Annotated in this window: 17 protein-coding genes; 16 read left to right on the forward strand and 1 reads right to left on the reverse strand. The window is 62.5% G+C overall.

What is annotated here, in order from left to right; translation table 11 throughout:
* Window positions 1–78 precede the first annotated feature (78 nt).
* The 14 genes from prfA to AC1TQG_RS16780 all read left to right on the forward strand — a co-directional run bounded on the left by prfA (window position 79) and on the right by AC1TQG_RS16780 (window position 12,403).
* Window positions 79–1,155, forward strand: a complete 1,077-nt coding sequence (prfA, locus tag AC1TQG_RS16715) for a peptide chain release factor 1 (protein ID WP_482138685.1) — start codon at window positions 79–81, stop codon at window positions 1,153–1,155.
* On the forward strand, window positions 1,152–2,000 hold the full coding sequence (prmC, locus tag AC1TQG_RS16720) for a peptide chain release factor N(5)-glutamine methyltransferase (protein WP_482138687.1): 849 nt from the start codon (window positions 1,152–1,154) through the stop codon (window positions 1,998–2,000). Before prfA ends, prmC begins: the two co-directional genes overlap by 4 nt.
* A 32-nt stretch (window positions 2,001–2,032) precedes the next feature.
* On the forward strand, window positions 2,033–2,686 hold the full coding sequence (locus AC1TQG_RS16725; RefSeq protein WP_482138689.1) for an L-threonylcarbamoyladenylate synthase: 654 nt from the start codon (window positions 2,033–2,035) through the stop codon (window positions 2,684–2,686).
* A 33-nt stretch (window positions 2,687–2,719) separates the two neighbouring features.
* Window positions 2,720–3,937 carry a glycosyltransferase family 4 protein gene (locus tag AC1TQG_RS16730; protein WP_482138691.1) on the forward strand — a complete coding sequence of 406 codons (1,218 nt, stop codon included), beginning with the start codon at window positions 2,720–2,722 and terminating at the stop codon, window positions 3,935–3,937.
* 20 nt (window positions 3,938–3,957) lie between these two features.
* Window positions 3,958–4,428 carry a Cg1360 family ATP-synthase-associated protein gene (locus tag AC1TQG_RS16735; RefSeq protein WP_482138693.1) on the forward strand — a complete coding sequence of 157 codons (471 nt, stop codon included), beginning with the start codon at window positions 3,958–3,960 and terminating at the stop codon, window positions 4,426–4,428.
* 229 nt (window positions 4,429–4,657) lie between these two features.
* Window positions 4,658–5,512: a F0F1 ATP synthase subunit A gene (gene atpB, locus AC1TQG_RS16740; RefSeq protein ID WP_482138695.1), complete on the forward strand. Its 855-nt coding sequence runs from the start codon at window positions 4,658–4,660 to the stop codon at window positions 5,510–5,512.
* A gap of 92 nt (window positions 5,513–5,604) precedes the next feature.
* Window positions 5,605–5,841: an ATP synthase F0 subunit C gene (locus AC1TQG_RS16745; RefSeq protein ID WP_482138697.1), complete on the forward strand. Its 237-nt coding sequence runs from the start codon at window positions 5,605–5,607 to the stop codon at window positions 5,839–5,841.
* Between the two features lie 4 nt (window positions 5,842–5,845).
* Window positions 5,846–6,397 (forward strand): F0F1 ATP synthase subunit B, encoded by a 552-nt coding sequence (locus AC1TQG_RS16750; RefSeq protein ID WP_482138699.1) that lies wholly within the window; start codon window positions 5,846–5,848, stop codon window positions 6,395–6,397.
* Between the two features lie 5 nt (window positions 6,398–6,402).
* The gene (locus tag AC1TQG_RS16755; RefSeq protein WP_482138701.1) at window positions 6,403–7,227 is read left to right on the forward strand and encodes a F0F1 ATP synthase subunit delta; all 825 of its coding nucleotides are present in this window, start codon (window positions 6,403–6,405) and stop codon (window positions 7,225–7,227) included.
* Window positions 7,228–7,299: 72 nt separating this feature from the next.
* Window positions 7,300–8,928, forward strand: a complete 1,629-nt coding sequence (gene atpA / locus AC1TQG_RS16760; RefSeq protein WP_482138703.1) for a F0F1 ATP synthase subunit alpha — start codon at window positions 7,300–7,302, stop codon at window positions 8,926–8,928.
* A gap of 59 nt (window positions 8,929–8,987) precedes the next feature.
* A complete protein-coding gene (locus AC1TQG_RS16765; protein ID WP_482138705.1) occupies window positions 8,988–9,905 on the forward strand; it encodes a F0F1 ATP synthase subunit gamma in 918 nt (305 codons plus the stop codon).
* Window positions 9,906–9,992: 87 nt separating this feature from the next.
* Window positions 9,993–11,441 carry a F0F1 ATP synthase subunit beta gene (gene atpD, locus AC1TQG_RS16770; RefSeq protein WP_482138707.1) on the forward strand — a complete coding sequence of 483 codons (1,449 nt, stop codon included), beginning with the start codon at window positions 9,993–9,995 and terminating at the stop codon, window positions 11,439–11,441.
* Between the two features lie 9 nt (window positions 11,442–11,450).
* Complete coding sequence (locus AC1TQG_RS16775; protein ID WP_482138708.1) at window positions 11,451–11,837, forward strand: F0F1 ATP synthase subunit epsilon; 387 nt, start codon at window positions 11,451–11,453, stop codon at window positions 11,835–11,837.
* A 131-nt stretch (window positions 11,838–11,968) separates the two neighbouring features.
* A complete protein-coding gene (locus AC1TQG_RS16780) occupies window positions 11,969–12,403 on the forward strand; it encodes a DUF2550 domain-containing protein (protein WP_482138710.1) in 435 nt (144 codons plus the stop codon).
* 126 nt (window positions 12,404–12,529) lie between these two features.
* On the opposite strand, the gene AC1TQG_RS16785 is transcribed toward AC1TQG_RS16780, so the two are convergent.
* Window positions 12,530–13,141: a cob(I)yrinic acid a,c-diamide adenosyltransferase gene (locus AC1TQG_RS16785; RefSeq protein ID WP_482138711.1), complete on the reverse strand. Its 612-nt coding sequence runs from the start codon at window positions 13,139–13,141 to the stop codon at window positions 12,530–12,532.
* Here AC1TQG_RS16785 and AC1TQG_RS16790 point away from each other — a divergent pair.
* Window positions 13,140–13,691 carry an SRPBCC family protein gene (locus tag AC1TQG_RS16790; RefSeq protein ID WP_482138713.1) on the forward strand — a complete coding sequence of 184 codons (552 nt, stop codon included), beginning with the start codon at window positions 13,140–13,142 and terminating at the stop codon, window positions 13,689–13,691. The two genes, AC1TQG_RS16785 and AC1TQG_RS16790, sit on opposite strands and share 2 nt — an antisense overlap.
* 54 nt (window positions 13,692–13,745) lie before the next feature.
* Window positions 13,746–15,029, forward strand: coding sequence for a UDP-N-acetylglucosamine 1-carboxyvinyltransferase (gene murA, locus AC1TQG_RS16795; RefSeq protein WP_482138715.1), 1,284 nt, complete (start codon window positions 13,746–13,748; stop codon window positions 15,027–15,029).
* The last annotated feature ends 292 nt before the right edge of the window (window positions 15,030–15,321 follow it).

Consider the following 15,321-nt stretch of genomic DNA (forward strand, 5'->3'; position numbering starts at 1 on the left):
CAATCCGCGCCGTCCGCCCTGCACTCGGGTGTCCACCTTCACTCGGGTGTCACAGCCACACCGTCAAGGAATCAGGTCATGAGCATTTCCGATCCGTCCGCGATCGACGACATCCTTGCCGAGCATGCCGGCTTGCAGAACCAGATGTCCGATCCGTCCTTGCACGACGATCCGACGGCCGCCCGGCGAGTTGGCAAACGATTCGCCGAACTCGCTCCGATCATGGCGACGTACACGAAACTTCAGGCAGCACAGGGCGATCTGGAAGCTGCGCGCGAACTCGCGGCCGACGACAGTGCTTTTGCCGCAGAGATCCCGGAGCTCGAGCAGACGGTCGCTGCCCTCGATCAAACGCTCACCGACCTGCTCTCCCCACGCGATCCGCACGACGGCGATGATGTGGTGCTGGAGGTCAAGTCCGGGGCCGGCGGTGAGGAATCGGCGCTGTTCGCCGCCGATCTGGCGCGGATGTATCTCAAATACTGTGAGCGTCAGGGCTGGAAGGCGCAGATCCTGGGTGTGACCGAATCCGACCTGGGCGGGTACAAGGACGCCACCATCTCGATCAAGTCGAAGGGCGACGGTCCGGACGGCGTGTGGTCCCGGTTGAAGTTCGAAGGCGGCGTGCACCGCGTTCAACGCGTTCCGGTCACCGAGTCGCAGGGCCGAATCCACACCTCGGCGGCCGGTGTCCTGATATATCCGGAACCCGATGAGGTCGAACGGGTCCAGATCGACGAATCCGATCTCCGGGTCGACGTCTATCGCAGCTCTGGCAAGGGGGGACAGGGCGTCAACACCACCGACTCCGCGGTCCGGCTCACCCATCTGCCCACCGGGATCGTGGTGACCTGCCAGAACGAGCGTTCCCAGCTGCAGAACAAGGCGCGGGCGATGCAGGTCTTGGCTGCCCGGTTGCAGGCCGCCGCAGAAGAGGCCGCCAATGCCGAAGCGTCGCAGGGGCGGGCCGCACAGATTCGCACCGTCGACCGCTCGGAGCGAATCCGCACCTATAACTACCCGGAAAACCGCGTCACCGACCATCGCATCGGCTACAAAGCCCAGAATCTCGACGCGGTGCTCGCCGGTGACATGGATGCGCTCCTCGACGCGCTGCGTGCTGCGGATCGTCAGGCCCGCCTCGAGGCGGAGTGAACGCCAGAGATATCCGCCGCGCCGCCGTCGCACAGCTGATCGCGGCCGGTGTTCCGAATGCGCAGGTAGATGCCGGGTTGCTGCTGGCATTCGTGCTCGATCGGTCGGTCGGTGAACTGATCGCCGTCGATGAACTCTCAGATGCCGACGCCGCCCGTTATCGCGAACTCGTCGACCGCCGCGCGCAGCGCGAACCACTGCAACACATCATCGGACGTGTCGCATTCGGGCCGATCGACATCGAGGTCGGCAGGGGGGTCTTCATCCCGCGAATGGAAACCGAACTGCTCTACGCGTGGGCGGCGGCTCGGATCGAGACGATGACACATCCCTTGGTCGTCGATCTGTGCAGCGGTAGCGGCGCGCTGGCCCTGGCTTTGGCCGCGTCCCACCCCGGCGCACGGGTCCATGCGGTCGAAATCGATGGCAGCGCGCATAAATGGTTGTGCCACAACTTGTCTCGTATGCCCGCCGACGTCCGGGAACGGGTCACCGTCCACCTGGGCGATGCGGCCGACCCGAACATCTTGTCGGACATCAGGGCTGACCTGGTGGTGTCGAATCCGCCCTACATCCCGGTGGGCGCGGACCTGCCGGTCGAGGTGGCCGATTACGATCCGGCACTGGCGTTGTTCGGTGGTGCCGACGGGATGTCGGTGATCACGCCGATGATCTCGGTGATCGCGCGGATCCTGCGGCCAGGTTGCGCAGTCGGGATCGAGCACGACGACAGCACCGGTGACCTGGTGATGGATGCGCTCGATACGGACGGCAACTTCGACTCGATCACCCAGAAACCCGATCTCGCCGGACGCGCGCGGTTTGTCACCGCCACGCGTCGCTGATCGCACGCAGGCAACGTGCAAGGATGGACGCCGTGAGCACTACGTTCGATTGCAGCAATCCCGGATCTCGGTCCGCAGGCCTGCGCGCCGCGGTCGGCGCCGTCAAAGGTGGGCGCCTGATCGTCATGCCCACCGACACCCTCTACGGAATCGGTTGTGACGCTTTCGATTCCGAGTCTGTGAATAGCCTGCTGGCCGCCAAGGGCCGCGGCCGTGACATGCCCGTGCCGGTCCTGGTCGGTTCGTGGACGACGATCGACGGCCTGGTGCTGTCGGTGTCACCGACAGCCCGTGAGCTGACCCGCGCGTTCTGGCCCGGTGGCCTGAGTCTGGTTGTGCATCAGGCTCCGTCGCTCGCCTGGGATCTGGGTGACACCCGCGGCACCGTGATGCTGCGGATGCCATTGCATCCGGTGGCGATCGAGGTGCTGCGTGAGGTGGGCCCGATGGCGGTGTCGAGCGCGAACATCTCCGGTCGCCCGCCGGCAACCACCGTCGAGCAGGCGCGGGAGCAATTGGGGGAGTCCGTGGCGGTCTATCTCGACGGCGGACCTGCGGCGAAGGCGGTGCCGTCGACGATTGTCGACCTCACCGACGTCACACCCAAGATCTTGCGGGAAGGTGCGATCAGCGCGGAAGAAATCGCCGAGGTCATCGGCGCCGACGTCGAGAGTCTTCGGGTCTGACCCGCATGCCCGACCTCTGTAGCGTCCGTACTCGTGGCCTATTCGACAACGTTGAATGAGGGCAGTGGTGTGTTGATTGCCGCCCAGTCCGGCCTCACCAGCAGTGGTGCGGGTGTGCCGCTGCGCGAATTGATGCTGGTCGGACTGTGTGCAGCGCTGATCACGTACCTGATCACCGGCCTGGTGCGAGTTGTCGCGACCCGAACCGGTGCGGTCGCGGTGCCGCGTAGTAGGGACGTCCATGCGGTTCCGACGCCCCGTCTCGGCGGCGTCGGCATGTACGTGGGTGTGCTTGCCGGAATGGTCCTGGCCGGTGAGCTACCTGCGTTGACCCGAGGCTTCGACTACACCGACGACATGAACGCCGTCGTGGTGGCGGGCGGGGTGATCGTCCTGGTGGGCATCATCGATGACCGGTGGGGGATCGACGCGCTGACCAAGTTCGTCGGTCAGCTCACGGCCGCCGGGGTGCTGGTGATCATGGGTCTGAGCTGGACGGTCGTGGCGGTGCCGTTCGGGGGCATCGGGACCGTCGTCCTCGATCCGCTGCAATCGGGGCTTCTCACGGTCGCGGTCACTGTCGCGACGGTGAATGCGATGAACTTCGTCGACGGGCTCGACGGGCTCGCTGCCGGCCTGGCATTGATCGCGGCGCTGGCAATCTGCGTGTTTTCGCTGGGCCTTCTGCACGATCAGGGTGGCGACGTCAGCTATTACCCGCCTGCCCTCATCGCGGCGATTCTCGCAGGCGCCTGTCTCGGCTTCCTCCCACACAACTTCCAGCCGGCCCGCATCTTCATGGGCGACTCCGGTTCCATGCTCATCGGCCTGATGCTCGCCGCGGCGTCGACCAGCGCCTCCGGCCGTATCGCCATCAACGCATACGGTCCGGCCGATGTCTTCACGCTGCTTTCGCCGATCATCCTGGTGGCAGCGGTCATGTTCATCCCGATGCTCGACATGTTGCTCGCGGTCATCCGGCGTACCCGTGCCGGCGTCGGTTTCTACACACCGGACAAGATGCACCTGCATCACCGGCTGCTCGAACTCGGCCACTCCCATCGTCGTGTGGTTCTGGTGATCTACCTCTGGGTGGGTGTCCTGGCATTCAGTGCCGCTGCGAGCACGCTGTTCTCGGCCTCAGTGGTGCTTCCGGTCCTCGGTGGGGGACTGATCATCGCGATGCTCGCGACAATCGTTCCCCGACTGCGGAACCGTCACCGAACGGGTGTGAGTATCAGCGGCTCGTGAACGACCCTTACCCTGGAAGCGTGAACGAAGCTTCTGAACCAGCACTGACCACCCCGAACGACGCAAAACAGATCACCCCATTGCAGAAGGCGATCCGCTACGGCGCGCTCGGACTTGTCGCACTCACCGTGATCAGCGCGGGTGCGTGGGCGTTGATCGATGGCACCGAGGGCTTGTGGGGTGCGCTGGTGGGTGCGGCGTTCGGCGGCGGATTCATCCTCTTCACGGTGATCGTGGTGGTGCTGACCGCCAATGTGTCGCCGAATACCGGCGGTGCCATCCTGATGGGCACCTGGCTGCTCAAACTGTTGCTGGCCATGCTCGCCCTGGCAGCACTCAGCAACGTCGATTCGCTCAACCATGTCGCCCTCGGTGTGACCGCCATCATCGCGATGGTCATCGTGCTGGCCTGCGAAACGTACGCGATCATGACCACCAAAGTGCCGTACGTCGACGTCGGGCCGGAAGGCAACGTTGATGACGAAGATTGAATCCGGACATACTACACAGGGTAGTAATAACGTCCGGTAGATACCCGCACTATGAGGGTCACCTACGGTGTTGCTAAAGTTGCCCCGCAGAAGAGAACCGGACTTGACCAGCCCGGTGCTCAGACTGTCGTGCCACGCGAGAAGGCGCAGTAATGCGACTTCAGCCCGGGTGAGACCCGGGCCGTGTACGGCACGAAATCTGAAAGAACTTTTTGCTTGATCTGAACTTATGTCCGGTCGAACTGCAGGCAGGCTGCCTGCGGCCAGAGCACGGGAGAGAGTGCTGAGCGTCTTGAACCTCGCGGCAGGCGATGGGGGTTACCACCCGCCTTCGCTGTCCGACTTTTACCCTGATGCAGTCCTTTTTGAAGGAACGATCTTCGAACTCGATCGTCTGATGCTGATCCGGCTGTTGATGGCCGGTGTCTGTGTCGTCTTCTTCTTGCTGGCGTTCCGGAGCCCGAAGCTGGTTCCTCGCGGCCTGCAGAACGCAGGCGAGATGGCGTTGGACTTCGTCCGTATCCAGATCGCAGAGAGTGTCCTCGGGAAAGAGAACGGGAAGCGTTTTCTCCCGATCTTGGTGACGATATTCTTCACGGTGTTGTTCCTGAACTTCTCCGGTGTAATCCCGCTCTTGAACATCTCGTCCAACGGTTTGATCGGTATGCCGATCGTGTTGGCTGCGCTGGCGTACATCGTCTTCAACTACGTCGGCATCAAGAAGTACGGGTTCTTCGGTTATGTGAAGTCGAGCATCGTGGTGCCGGATGTGCCGCCCGCGCTGCACATCCTCCTGATCCCGATCGAGTTCCTTTCGACCTTCATTCTGCGGCCGTTCACGCTGACGGTCCGTCTAATGGCCAACATGCTTGCCGGTCATATCCTGTTGGTACTGTTCTTCAGCGCCACCCAGTACTTCTTCTTCACCACGGAGGCCTGGACCTGGATCTTCGGCTTGCCGGCATTGCTCGGCGGCATCGCATTCACTTTCTTCGAACTCTTGGTGATCGTGTTGCAGGCGTACATCTTCGCCCTGCTGACAGCCGTCTATATCGACCTGGCTGAACACGCCGCCGACCACTGACCGAAGCACCACCCCCAGATTCATCTAGACCAACAAACTGGCCGCTGCGGCTAACCTCGCCCAGCGGATCAAGAAGAAAGGGATCCAACACCATGAGCAACCTCGCGCAAGTATCCGGTGAGATCAGCGAACTGAACTTTGGCGCCATCGGATACGGTCTGGCTGCCATCGGCCCCGGTATCGGTATCGGTATCGTCGTCGGTAAGACCATCGAGGGCACCGCGCGTCAGCCGGAGCTCGCCGGACAGCTGCGTACCACCATGTTCCTTGGTATCGCATTCACCGAAGCGCTGGCCTTGATCGGCTTGGTTGCCGGCTTCATCTTCTGATCCGATGAGTGCCAACTCCTTGATTCTCGCCGCCGAAGAGGAATCTCATAATCCTCTTCTGCCTGCGACCTACGACATCACCTGGTCCATCGTGGCCCTCGTGGTTGTGGGACTCGTCTTCTGGAAGCTAGTGCTTCCACGTGCACAAAAGGTTCTCGAAGAGCGCACCGACGGCATCGTCGGTGGACTCAAGCGGGCCTCTGATGCACAACTCGAAGCCGACGCCCTGCTCAAGCAGCGTGAAGAGCAGCTGCTCGAAACCCGTGCAGTCGCCGCTCAGATTCGCGAGGACGCACGACTGCGCGGACAAGAGATCGTCGCCGAACTCCGCGCTCAAGGCGAAGCGGAGAGTGCGCGCATCGTTGCCGCCGGACGCTCGCAGCTGAAGGCCGAACGCGATCAGATCGTCACCGAACTCCGGTCGGACCTCGGTCGGACCGCTGTTGACCTGGCGGAGAAGATCGTCGGCGAGCACCTGGAAGAAAGCGCCAAGCGCGGACAGACCGTTGATCGGTTCCTGGCTGAGCTCGACGCAACTTCTGCGCAGAGGAAGTGAAGGCGATGTACGCAGCCAGCCGCGACGCTTTGAGCGGTACCCGGGCAATCCTGGCCGAGACGATTTCAGCGGCAGGCGGCGACGCCGCCACGGCCGCGCAGCAGATCGGATCCGATCTGTTCGCAGTTGTCGGGTTCCTCGACAGCGAGCGATCGTTGCGTACCGCGTTCGGCGACATCTCCGCACCTGTGGATGTCCGGCAGGATCTGGCACGCCAGTTGTTCGGCAGCCAGATCGGTACCGGCTCTCTGGCGGTGGTGGTCGAGGCAGTCGGCCGTGACTGGTCGAACATCTCCGACCTGCTGGACGGGCTTGAACTCCTCGGTCGCGAGGCGTATCTCAAGTCGGCGGCCGAAGCCGGAACACTTGACGCGGTCGAGGAAGAACTGTTCTTGCTCGGCCGGACGGTCGCCGCTCATCCCGAGCTCGAGATCATCCTCAAAGACAAGTCCCGTTCGGCCAAGGCGCGCCAGGAACTGCTGGCGTCGCTGACCACCGGCAAGGTGTCAGCGGTCACCGAAGCACTCGCGGTGCAGTCGATCGCCCGGTTGTTCGATCAAAAACCGGCTGACGCACTGGACGCATTGTCGAACCTGGCCGCCGGACAGCGGGATCGTCTGGTTGCGAAGGTGCGGGCATCCGTCGAGTTGACGAGCTCGCAGGTGGAAGCCTTGACGTCCACACTGACGCGTATCTATAACCAGCCGATCATCACCCATGTTGTCGTCGATCAGGACCTGCTCTCAGGCTTGGTCGTCAAGATCGGTGACGAAGTGATCGACGGTTCAGGCGCCGGCCGATTGGCCACGATCCGCAAGTCGCTGGGCTGAGCTTCGCCGCAGACGACGCACGACACCGATTCCACAAAACTCACGACCACGCAGGAAGAGCAGGGCAAGAATATGGCGGAGTTGACGATCACCTCCGATGAGATCCGAAGTGCGATTGAAACCTACACCTCGAATTTCTCAACGGAAGTTGCACGTGACGAGGTCGGGTATGTCACTGATACCAGCGACGGAATCGCACACATCAGCGGACTGCCGTCCGCAATGTCGAACGAACTCCTCGAGTTCCCCGGCGGCGTCCTCGGCGTGGCGCTGAACCTCGACGAATCCGAGATCGGAGCAGTCATCCTCGGTGACTACGAGACTCTCGCAGAAGGTCAGGAAGTCCGCCGGACCGGCGACGTGTTGTCGGTTCCTGTCGGCGACAACTTCCTCGGCCGCGTCGTGGACCCGCTCGGCAAGCCGATCGACGGCCGCGGCGACATCGTGTCGTCGGAGAACCGCGTCCTCGAACTCCAGGCGGCCTCGGTGCTCGAGCGCCAGCCCGTCGAGGAGTCGCTGGCCACCGGTATCAAGGCCATCGATGCGATGACCGCAATCGGTCGTGGACAGCGTCAGCTGATCATCGGCGACCGTAAGACCGGCAAGACCGCGGTCTGCATCGACGCGATCATGAACCAGAAGGCCAACTGGGCGACCGGCGACCCCAACAAGCAGGTTCGCTGCATCTATGTGGCAATCGGCCAGAAGGGTTCGACCATCGCGGGCGTCAAGACTGCCCTCGAAGAGTCGGGCGCGATGGAGTACACCACCATCGTTGCTGCTCCGGCTTCGGATTCCGCCGGCTTCAAGTGGCTCGCGCCGTACACCGGTTCGGCCATCGGTCAGCACTGGATGTACGAGGGCAAGCATGTCCTCATCGTGTTCGACGATCTGTCGAAGCAGGCTGAGGCCTACCGCGCGATCTCGCTGCTGCTGCGTCGTCCGCCGGGCCGCGAGGCATACCCCGGTGACGTCTTCTACTTGCACTCGCGTCTGCTGGAGCGTTGCGCAAAGCTGTCCGAGGCAATGGGTGGCGGTTCGATGACCGGTCTGCCGATCATCGAGACCAAGGCCAACGACGTCTCGGCGTTCATCCCGACCAACGTCATCTCGATCACCGACGGTCAGGTCTTCCTCGAGTCCGACCTCTTCAACAAGGGTGTGCGTCCGGCGATCAACGTCGGTACGTCCGTCTCCCGTGTTGGTGGCGCCGCTCAGACCAAGGGCCTGAAGAAGGTTTCGGGTTCGTTGCGTCTGGAGCTCGCTCAGTTCCGTGAGCTGGAAGCCTTCTCGGCCTTCGCCTCGGACCTCGACGATGCCTCGAAGGCTCAGCTCGATCGTGGCGCCCGCTGGGTGGAGTTGCTCAAGCAGGATCAGTATTCGCCCGTGTCGGTGGAGGATCAGATCGTCTCGATCTACCTCGCCGGTGAGGGCCACTTCGACACGGTGAACATCGAAGATGTCCGCCGCTACGAAGCGGAGCTGATCAGTGACCTACATCGCTCGGCATCCGGTGTCTACGAGACCATCGCCGGCGGCAAGGCACTGACAGACGAAGCCGCTCATGCTCTGGTGGCCGCTGCTGACAAGTACAAAGAAAGCTTCTGGGCCAGCGAGAAGTCTGACACCGTGAACGAAGCAGCTGCTTCGGCTCTCGCCGCAGACAAGGTCGAGGACGAAACCGTCAAAGTTCGCAAGTAATAGGGAATCGTTTGATGACTGGTAAAGGTTTGACGGGCCGGGAAGGGCTGTGACAGTAGATGGCTAGCATTCGCGAGCTACGTTCGCGCATCCGGTCTGTGCAATCGACCAAGAAGATCACGAAGGCACAGGAGCTGATCGCGACTTCGCGCATCACCAAGGCTCAGGCTCGTGTGGCGGCCTCGAAGCCTTACTCGGAGGAGATCACTGCGGTCCTCTCCGAGTTGGCTTCGAGCGCCACCTCGCTGACCCATCCGTTGCTGACGGAGCGTCCCGAGCCGAAACGTGCTGCGGTGCTGATCGTTACGAGCGACCGTGGCATGGCCGGCGGTTACAACTCGAATGTCCTGCGCGAGGCTCGCCGGCTCATCGAGTTGCTGACCGAGGAGGGCAAGGACGTCGTTCTTTTTGTCACAGGACAGAAAGGCACGACGTACTTCAACTTCCGGAAGCTGCCGATCCAGGGGAGTTGGACCGGGTTCTCCCAGCAGCCGGCCTACACCGATGCCTGGAACGCCTCCGAGCATCTGATCGACCTGTTCATGGCGGGATCGGGCACCTCGGTCGAGTCGCCCGACGGCAGTCAGACCGAGGGCGTCGACGAGTTCCACATCGTGTACACGCGCTTCGTCAGCATGCTGACGCAGACACCGGTTGTTCGTCGCGTCGCACCCCTGGTGGTGACCGTGGACGAGAGCGGGGAGAGCACCGGAGCTTCTCGGAACTACGAGTTCGAGCCTGGTGCAGAAGCGTTGTTGTCGGCGTTGCTGCCGAAGTACGTGGCGACTCGGGTGTACTCGGCGCTGCTCGACTCGGCTGCTTCGGAGTCGGCGGCCCGCCGTACCGCCATGAAGGCGGCCACGGACAACGCCGAAGAGTTGGTCACGAACTTGTCCCGCGAGGCGAACCAGCTGCGACAGGCCCAGATCACACAAGAGATCAGCGAGATCGTCGGCGGTGTGGATGCCCTTTCGTAACCGGACTCGACACTTTTCAGGCAACCGGCCGGTGGGGTCGCCGTTCGCGAAACATGCCAATGCCATCGTCACAGAGGAAGAGACATCATGACCACAACTGAAACCCAAACTTCCCGGAAGGGTTCCGCTGGGCTGACCGGCCGCGTCGTGCGTGTCATCGGTCCGGTCGTCGACGTGGAGTTCCCGCGCGGCGCCATTCCGCCACTGTTCAACGCACTTCACGCCGAGATCACCCTGAAGTCGGTTGCCAAGAAGCTGACGCTCGAGGTTGCCCAGCACCTCGGCGACAACTTGGTCCGCACCATCTCGATGCAGCCGACCGACGGTCTGACCCGCGGCACGGAGGTGACCGACACCGACAAGCCGATTTCGGTTCCCGTCGGTGACGTCGTCAAGGGCCACGTGTTCAACGCACTCGGCGATTGCCTCGATGCTCCGGGCACCGGTCGCGACGGCGAGCAGTGGGGCATCCACCGGAAGCCCCCCGCCTTCGATCAGCTCGAGGGCAAGACCGAGATCCTCGAGACCGGCATCAAGGTCATCGACCTGCTGACCCCGTACGTCAAGGGCGGCAAGATCGGTCTGTTCGGTGGTGCCGGTGTCGGCAAGACCGTTCTGATCCAGGAGATGATCACCCGTATCGCTCGCGAGTTCTCCGGCACCTCGGTGTTCGCAGGCGTCGGTGAGCGTACCCGTGAGGGCACCGACCTCCACCTCGAGATGGAGGAGATGGGCGTTCTGCAGGACACCGCGTTGGTGTTCGGCCAGATGGATGAGCCGCCGGGCACGCGTATGCGCGTCGCTCTGTCCGCGCTGACGATGGCGGAGTACTTCCGTGACGTCAAGCGTCAGGACGTGCTGCTGTTCATCGACAACATCTTCCGTTTCACGCAGGCCGGTTCCGAGGTCTCCACGCTTCTCGGCCGTATGCCGTCTGCCGTCGGTTACCAGCCGACGCTGGCCGACGAGATGGGCGAACTGCAGGAGCGCATCACCTCGACGCGTGGTAACTCGATCACCTCGCTGCAGGCCATCTATGTGCCCGCCGACGACTACACCGACCCGGCGCCGGCGACCACGTTCGCCCACCTGGATGCCACCACGGAGCTCTCGCGTCCGATTTCGCAGCTCGGTATCTACCCGGCTGTGGACCCGCTGACGTCGACTTCGCGGATCCTCGAGGCCTCGATCGTCGGTGACGAGCACTTCCGCGTCGCCAACGAGGTCAAGCGCATCCTGCAGAAGTACAAGGAACTCCAGGACATCATCGCGATTCTTGGTATGGACGAGCTCTCCGAGGAAGACAAGATCACCGTGCAGCGTGCGCGGCGCATCCAGAAGTTCCTCGGACAGAACTTCATCGTTGCCGAGAAGTTCACCGGCCAGACGGGCTCCGTTGTGCCGCTTGCCGACACGATCGAGGCTTTCGACAAGGTCGCCAAGGGCGAATACGATCATCTTCCCGAGCAGGCGTTCAACAGCTGTGGTGGACTCGACGACGTCGAGGCCGCTGCCAAGAAGATCACCGGAAAGTGATATCACCCGATGCCTGACACGCCATTTCACGTCGAGTTGGTCGCGGTTGAATCGCGTATGTACTCCGGCGAAGCAACGTTTGTAGTGGCTCAGACCACCGAGGGCGCTGTTGGTCTGTTGGCCAAACACGAGCCGATGCTGGGTCAGTTGGCACCGGGCGGGTATGTCGCGATCGACGAGGTCGATGGCAAGCGCCGTGTGGCAGCTGTTCAGGGTGGTTTCATCTCGGTGACCGGTGAGGTCGTCACGATTCTCGCCGAGTCCGCCGAGTGGGCCCGCGACGTAGACGAAGCTGCCGAACGTTCGGTTCTCTCCTCTGCCGAGAAGGGCAGTACCGAGTACCTGCGTGCCGAATCTCGTCTCCGCGCGGTGGAAGTACTGCAGCAAGTCAAATAAAGTGCTGCGCGAATGGCATCCTGTAGAGCAGGGGCCGTTCGAATGGCTAATTGTTCTACGGTCCCCGCAAACTTCAGACAAGTTTGCGGGGATCGTTGTATTTGTGGCGGGGGCTGAAGGAGGTGTCGTCTGTGAACTGGAATCTGGCTGCCCTTGCGGTGATCGTGCTTGTTCTTGTGTTTGTGCTCTACATGCTTTATCGGATCAACGAGCTGCGCGGTTCGGGCACTTCGGCTTTGCTGCGTGAACTACCCGCAGACGACGGCCGGGCCTGGCGGCACGGAGTGGTCCGCTATGACGATAATGCGCTCGAGTACTTCCGCCTTCGCAGGGTGCTGCCCGGTCCACAACGGCTGGTGTTGCGGCAAGCCGTGACCGTGAGCGGTCGACGGTCACCCACCGCCTCGGAGGCCGATGTCATCGACGACAACATGGTGATCCTCGAACTCGAAGATCGCGATGGGGAGTTCGAGCTCGCCCTGGACAGCGGTGGTGTCACCGCATTCCAGTCGTGGCTCGAGTCCCGGCCGTCCCAACGCGCAGAACGCAGACGCCGCGACCACTAGCGCCAACCGCTCAACAGCGTCGACGAGTGTCCTCACAATCGACAAAAAAGGCCCAGACCGAATTCGGTCTGGGCCTTTCTCGTGTCTCTGATCAGTCTTCCTTCGACCCGCAAGGGTGTCGGCAGGTCAGGTCTTGTCGGGCTTGCTCGTGTCGCGTTGGGCGCGCTTACGCTGCTCTCCTGGCTGCCACAGGATGTCGCCGCCCGGGTTCGCGATTCTGGAGAGGATGAACAGGAGATCGGACAGCCGGTTGAGATACTGCGCGGGCAGGGGACTGGTGTTGTCCGGGAAGGCCTCGATGGCCGCCCACGCCGTCCGCTCGGCGCGTCGGGTGACCGTCCGTGCGACGTGCAGGTACGCACTGAGCGGGCTACCGCCGGGCAGGATGAACGAATTGAGCGGATCGAGCTTGTCGGTGTAGTGATCGCACCAGACCTCGAGGTCGTCGATGTAGCTCTGCAGGATGCGCAGCGGCGGGTACTTCGGATCCTCGACCACCGGAGTCGAGAGGTCGGCGCCTGCATCGAACAGGTCGTTCTGTACCCGCAGCAGGATCTCGGCGACGTCGGGCGTCGGGTTACCCATTGCCAGTGCAACACCGATCGCAGCGTTGGCCTCGTCGCAGTCGGCATAGGCGAGCACGCGGGGATCGTTTTTGGATACGCGCGAAAAGTCGCTGAGTCCAGTGGTTCCCGCATCGCCGGTACGGGTGTAGATACGGGTCAGATGAACAGCCATGAGAGCAAAGCTACCCGGTATCCTCGCAGTGGTAATGGCCGGTCAGGGCCGCGACCACTTCAATCGGGAGACACCGTTGGCGCCACAGCCCTACACCATCGAACGATCCATCACGATCGCGGCGCCGGCCGAGGCGATCTACCCATTGGTCGTGGATTTCCATCAGTGGAGGCTCTGGTCACCTTGGGAGGATTTGGATCCATCGCTGGAGCGGACCTATGACGGACCGGCAGGCGCGGTAGGCGCGAGCTACGCCTGGAAGGGCAATCGCAAAGCGGGTCGGGGATCGATGACCGTGACCAATCGTGTTGCCCCGGAGTCTGTGTCGGTGCAATTGGACTTTCTCAAGCCGTTCAAGGCGTCCAATCTGGCGGTGTTCACTCTCAGTGAGGATCCCGCGGCCGCAGGCACCGTCGTGAAGTGGACGATGACTGGTGAAAATGCCGGGGTGGCAAAGCTATTCGCGAAGATCGTGCCCACCGACAAGCTGATTGGCGGCGATTTCGAGAAGGGACTCGCCTCGCTGAAGCTCGTAGTCGAGAACCGGTGAACACTATTGCGGGCCGTCGGTCGCCGCTGTGTTCCGGTCGCCTAGGCTACGTCCGTGGTTGATGATCGTTTTTTGGTGACCGGGGGCGCACGACTGACTGGCGAGGTCGAAGTCGTGGGCGCCAAGAACAGTGTTCTCAAGTTGATGGCTGCGGCGTTGCTCGCCGAGGGCAGGACGACCATCACCAATTGTCCGCAGATCTTGGATGTGCCGTTGATGGCCGATGTCCTGCGGGGCCTGGGTGCTGTTGTCAGCCATGACGGTGACACCGTGGTGATCGATACGCCTGCCGAACTGAAGTTTCACGCGGATTTTGACGCGGTGAAGCAGTTCCGGGCGTCGGTCTGTGTGCTCGGTCCGTTGGTGGCGCGTTGCAGGCGGGCCGTGGTTGCTCTGCCGGGTGGCGATGCGATCGGGTCGCGCCCGCTGGACATGCATCAGGCCGGTCTGCGGCTGCTCGGCGCGCATAGCGTGATCGAACACGGGTGTGTGGTCGCCGAGGCGGACAAACTGATCGGCGCACCTATCAGCCTGGAATTCCCGTCCGTGGGTGCCACCGAGAACATCCTGATGGCGTCGGTGCTGGCCGAGGGTGTGACAACCATCGACAATGCCGCTCGCGAGCCCGAGATCGTCGACCTTTGCGTGATGTTGCAGCAGATGGGCGCGAAGATCAGCGGTGAAGGTACCTCGACCTTGACGGTCGAGGGTGTCGAGCGGCTGCAGCCGGTGACCCATCGGGTGATCGGTGATCGGATTGTCGCCTCGACCTGGGCTATCGCCGCCGTCATGACGCGAGGCGATATCACGGTTCGCGGGGTCGACCCGCGCCATCTGCAGTTGGTGCTGTCCAAGCTCGTCGGCGCCGGGGCGTCGGTATCCCAGTTCGAGAACGGCTTCCGTGTCGTCCAGGTGGGCAGGCCCGCGGCCGTGAACTACTCGACGCTGCCATTCCCCGGTTTCCCCACCGACCTACAGCCGATGGCCATCGGACTGGCCGCGATCAGCGACGGCATGTCCGTGATCACTGAAAACGTCTTCGAGGCCCGCTTCCGATTTGTCGAGGAGATGGTGCGGTTGGGTGCAGACGCCCGGACCGACGGCCATCACGCGGTGATCCGTGGCATCGAACAGCTGTCGAGCGCACCTGTGTGGAGTTCGGACATCCGCGCCGGCGCCGGATTGGTTCTTGCCGGTCTGGTCGCCGACGGTGTGACCGAAGTACACGACGTCTCGCATATCGACCGGGGCTATCCCAATTTCGTCGAGATCATGCGCAGCCTTGGCGGCGAGATCGTGCGTGTGACGCCGGATTCGACGCCAGGTACTGACCGGTAGGTTGTCAACGCAACGCGCCTGAAGGTCCTCGGTGGTGGTCATCACAAGGGCAACTTCGGGCGAAAGTTGCCGTCCGGTTACGGTCACGAGGTTGTCGAGAGGCGACTGACCTGCACGGATGCTTCTCGAAGCCACTGCGCACCAGGCGATTTGACGCCGACGGACTTGTTCCCGTAACTTTCTTCAAGTCAGCCAGTGAGGCGCCGGAGAGCAAGAAGCCCGGAGCCGAGAACACCGACAGGGAAGTCTTTTCCTGAAGGAACAAGGTTGACCGCCCATAGTTGAATGTGCT

The organism is Williamsia sp. Y844, from assembly GCF_056786475.1.

Excerpts from the sequence above, each read along its gene's own strand:
- AC1TQG_RS16790 (WP_482138713.1), top strand. The coding sequence starts at position 13,140 with ATGAGAGCAAAGCTACCCGGTATCCTCGCAGTGGTAATGGCCGGTCAG.
- AC1TQG_RS16775 (WP_482138708.1), top strand. The coding sequence starts at position 11,451 with ATGCCTGACACGCCATTTCACGTCGAGTTGGTCGCGGTTGAATCGCGT.
- AC1TQG_RS16755 (WP_482138701.1), top strand. The coding sequence starts at position 6,403 with ATGTACGCAGCCAGCCGCGACGCTTTGAGCGGTACCCGGGCAATCCTG.
- atpA (WP_482138703.1), top strand. The coding sequence starts at position 7,300 with ATGGCGGAGTTGACGATCACCTCCGATGAGATCCGAAGTGCGATTGAA.
- AC1TQG_RS16785 (WP_482138711.1), bottom strand. The coding sequence starts at position 13,141 with ATGGCTGTTCATCTGACCCGTATCTACACCCGTACCGGCGATGCGGGA.
- AC1TQG_RS16750 (WP_482138699.1), top strand. The coding sequence starts at position 5,846 with ATGAGTGCCAACTCCTTGATTCTCGCCGCCGAAGAGGAATCTCATAAT.
- atpD (WP_482138707.1), top strand. The coding sequence starts at position 9,993 with ATGACCACAACTGAAACCCAAACTTCCCGGAAGGGTTCCGCTGGGCTG.
- AC1TQG_RS16765 (WP_482138705.1), top strand. The coding sequence starts at position 8,988 with ATGGCTAGCATTCGCGAGCTACGTTCGCGCATCCGGTCTGTGCAATCG.
- atpB (WP_482138695.1), top strand. The coding sequence starts at position 4,658 with ATGTCCGGTCGAACTGCAGGCAGGCTGCCTGCGGCCAGAGCACGGGAG.
- prfA (WP_482138685.1), top strand. The coding sequence starts at position 79 with ATGAGCATTTCCGATCCGTCCGCGATCGACGACATCCTTGCCGAGCAT.
- AC1TQG_RS16745 (WP_482138697.1), top strand. The coding sequence starts at position 5,605 with ATGAGCAACCTCGCGCAAGTATCCGGTGAGATCAGCGAACTGAACTTT.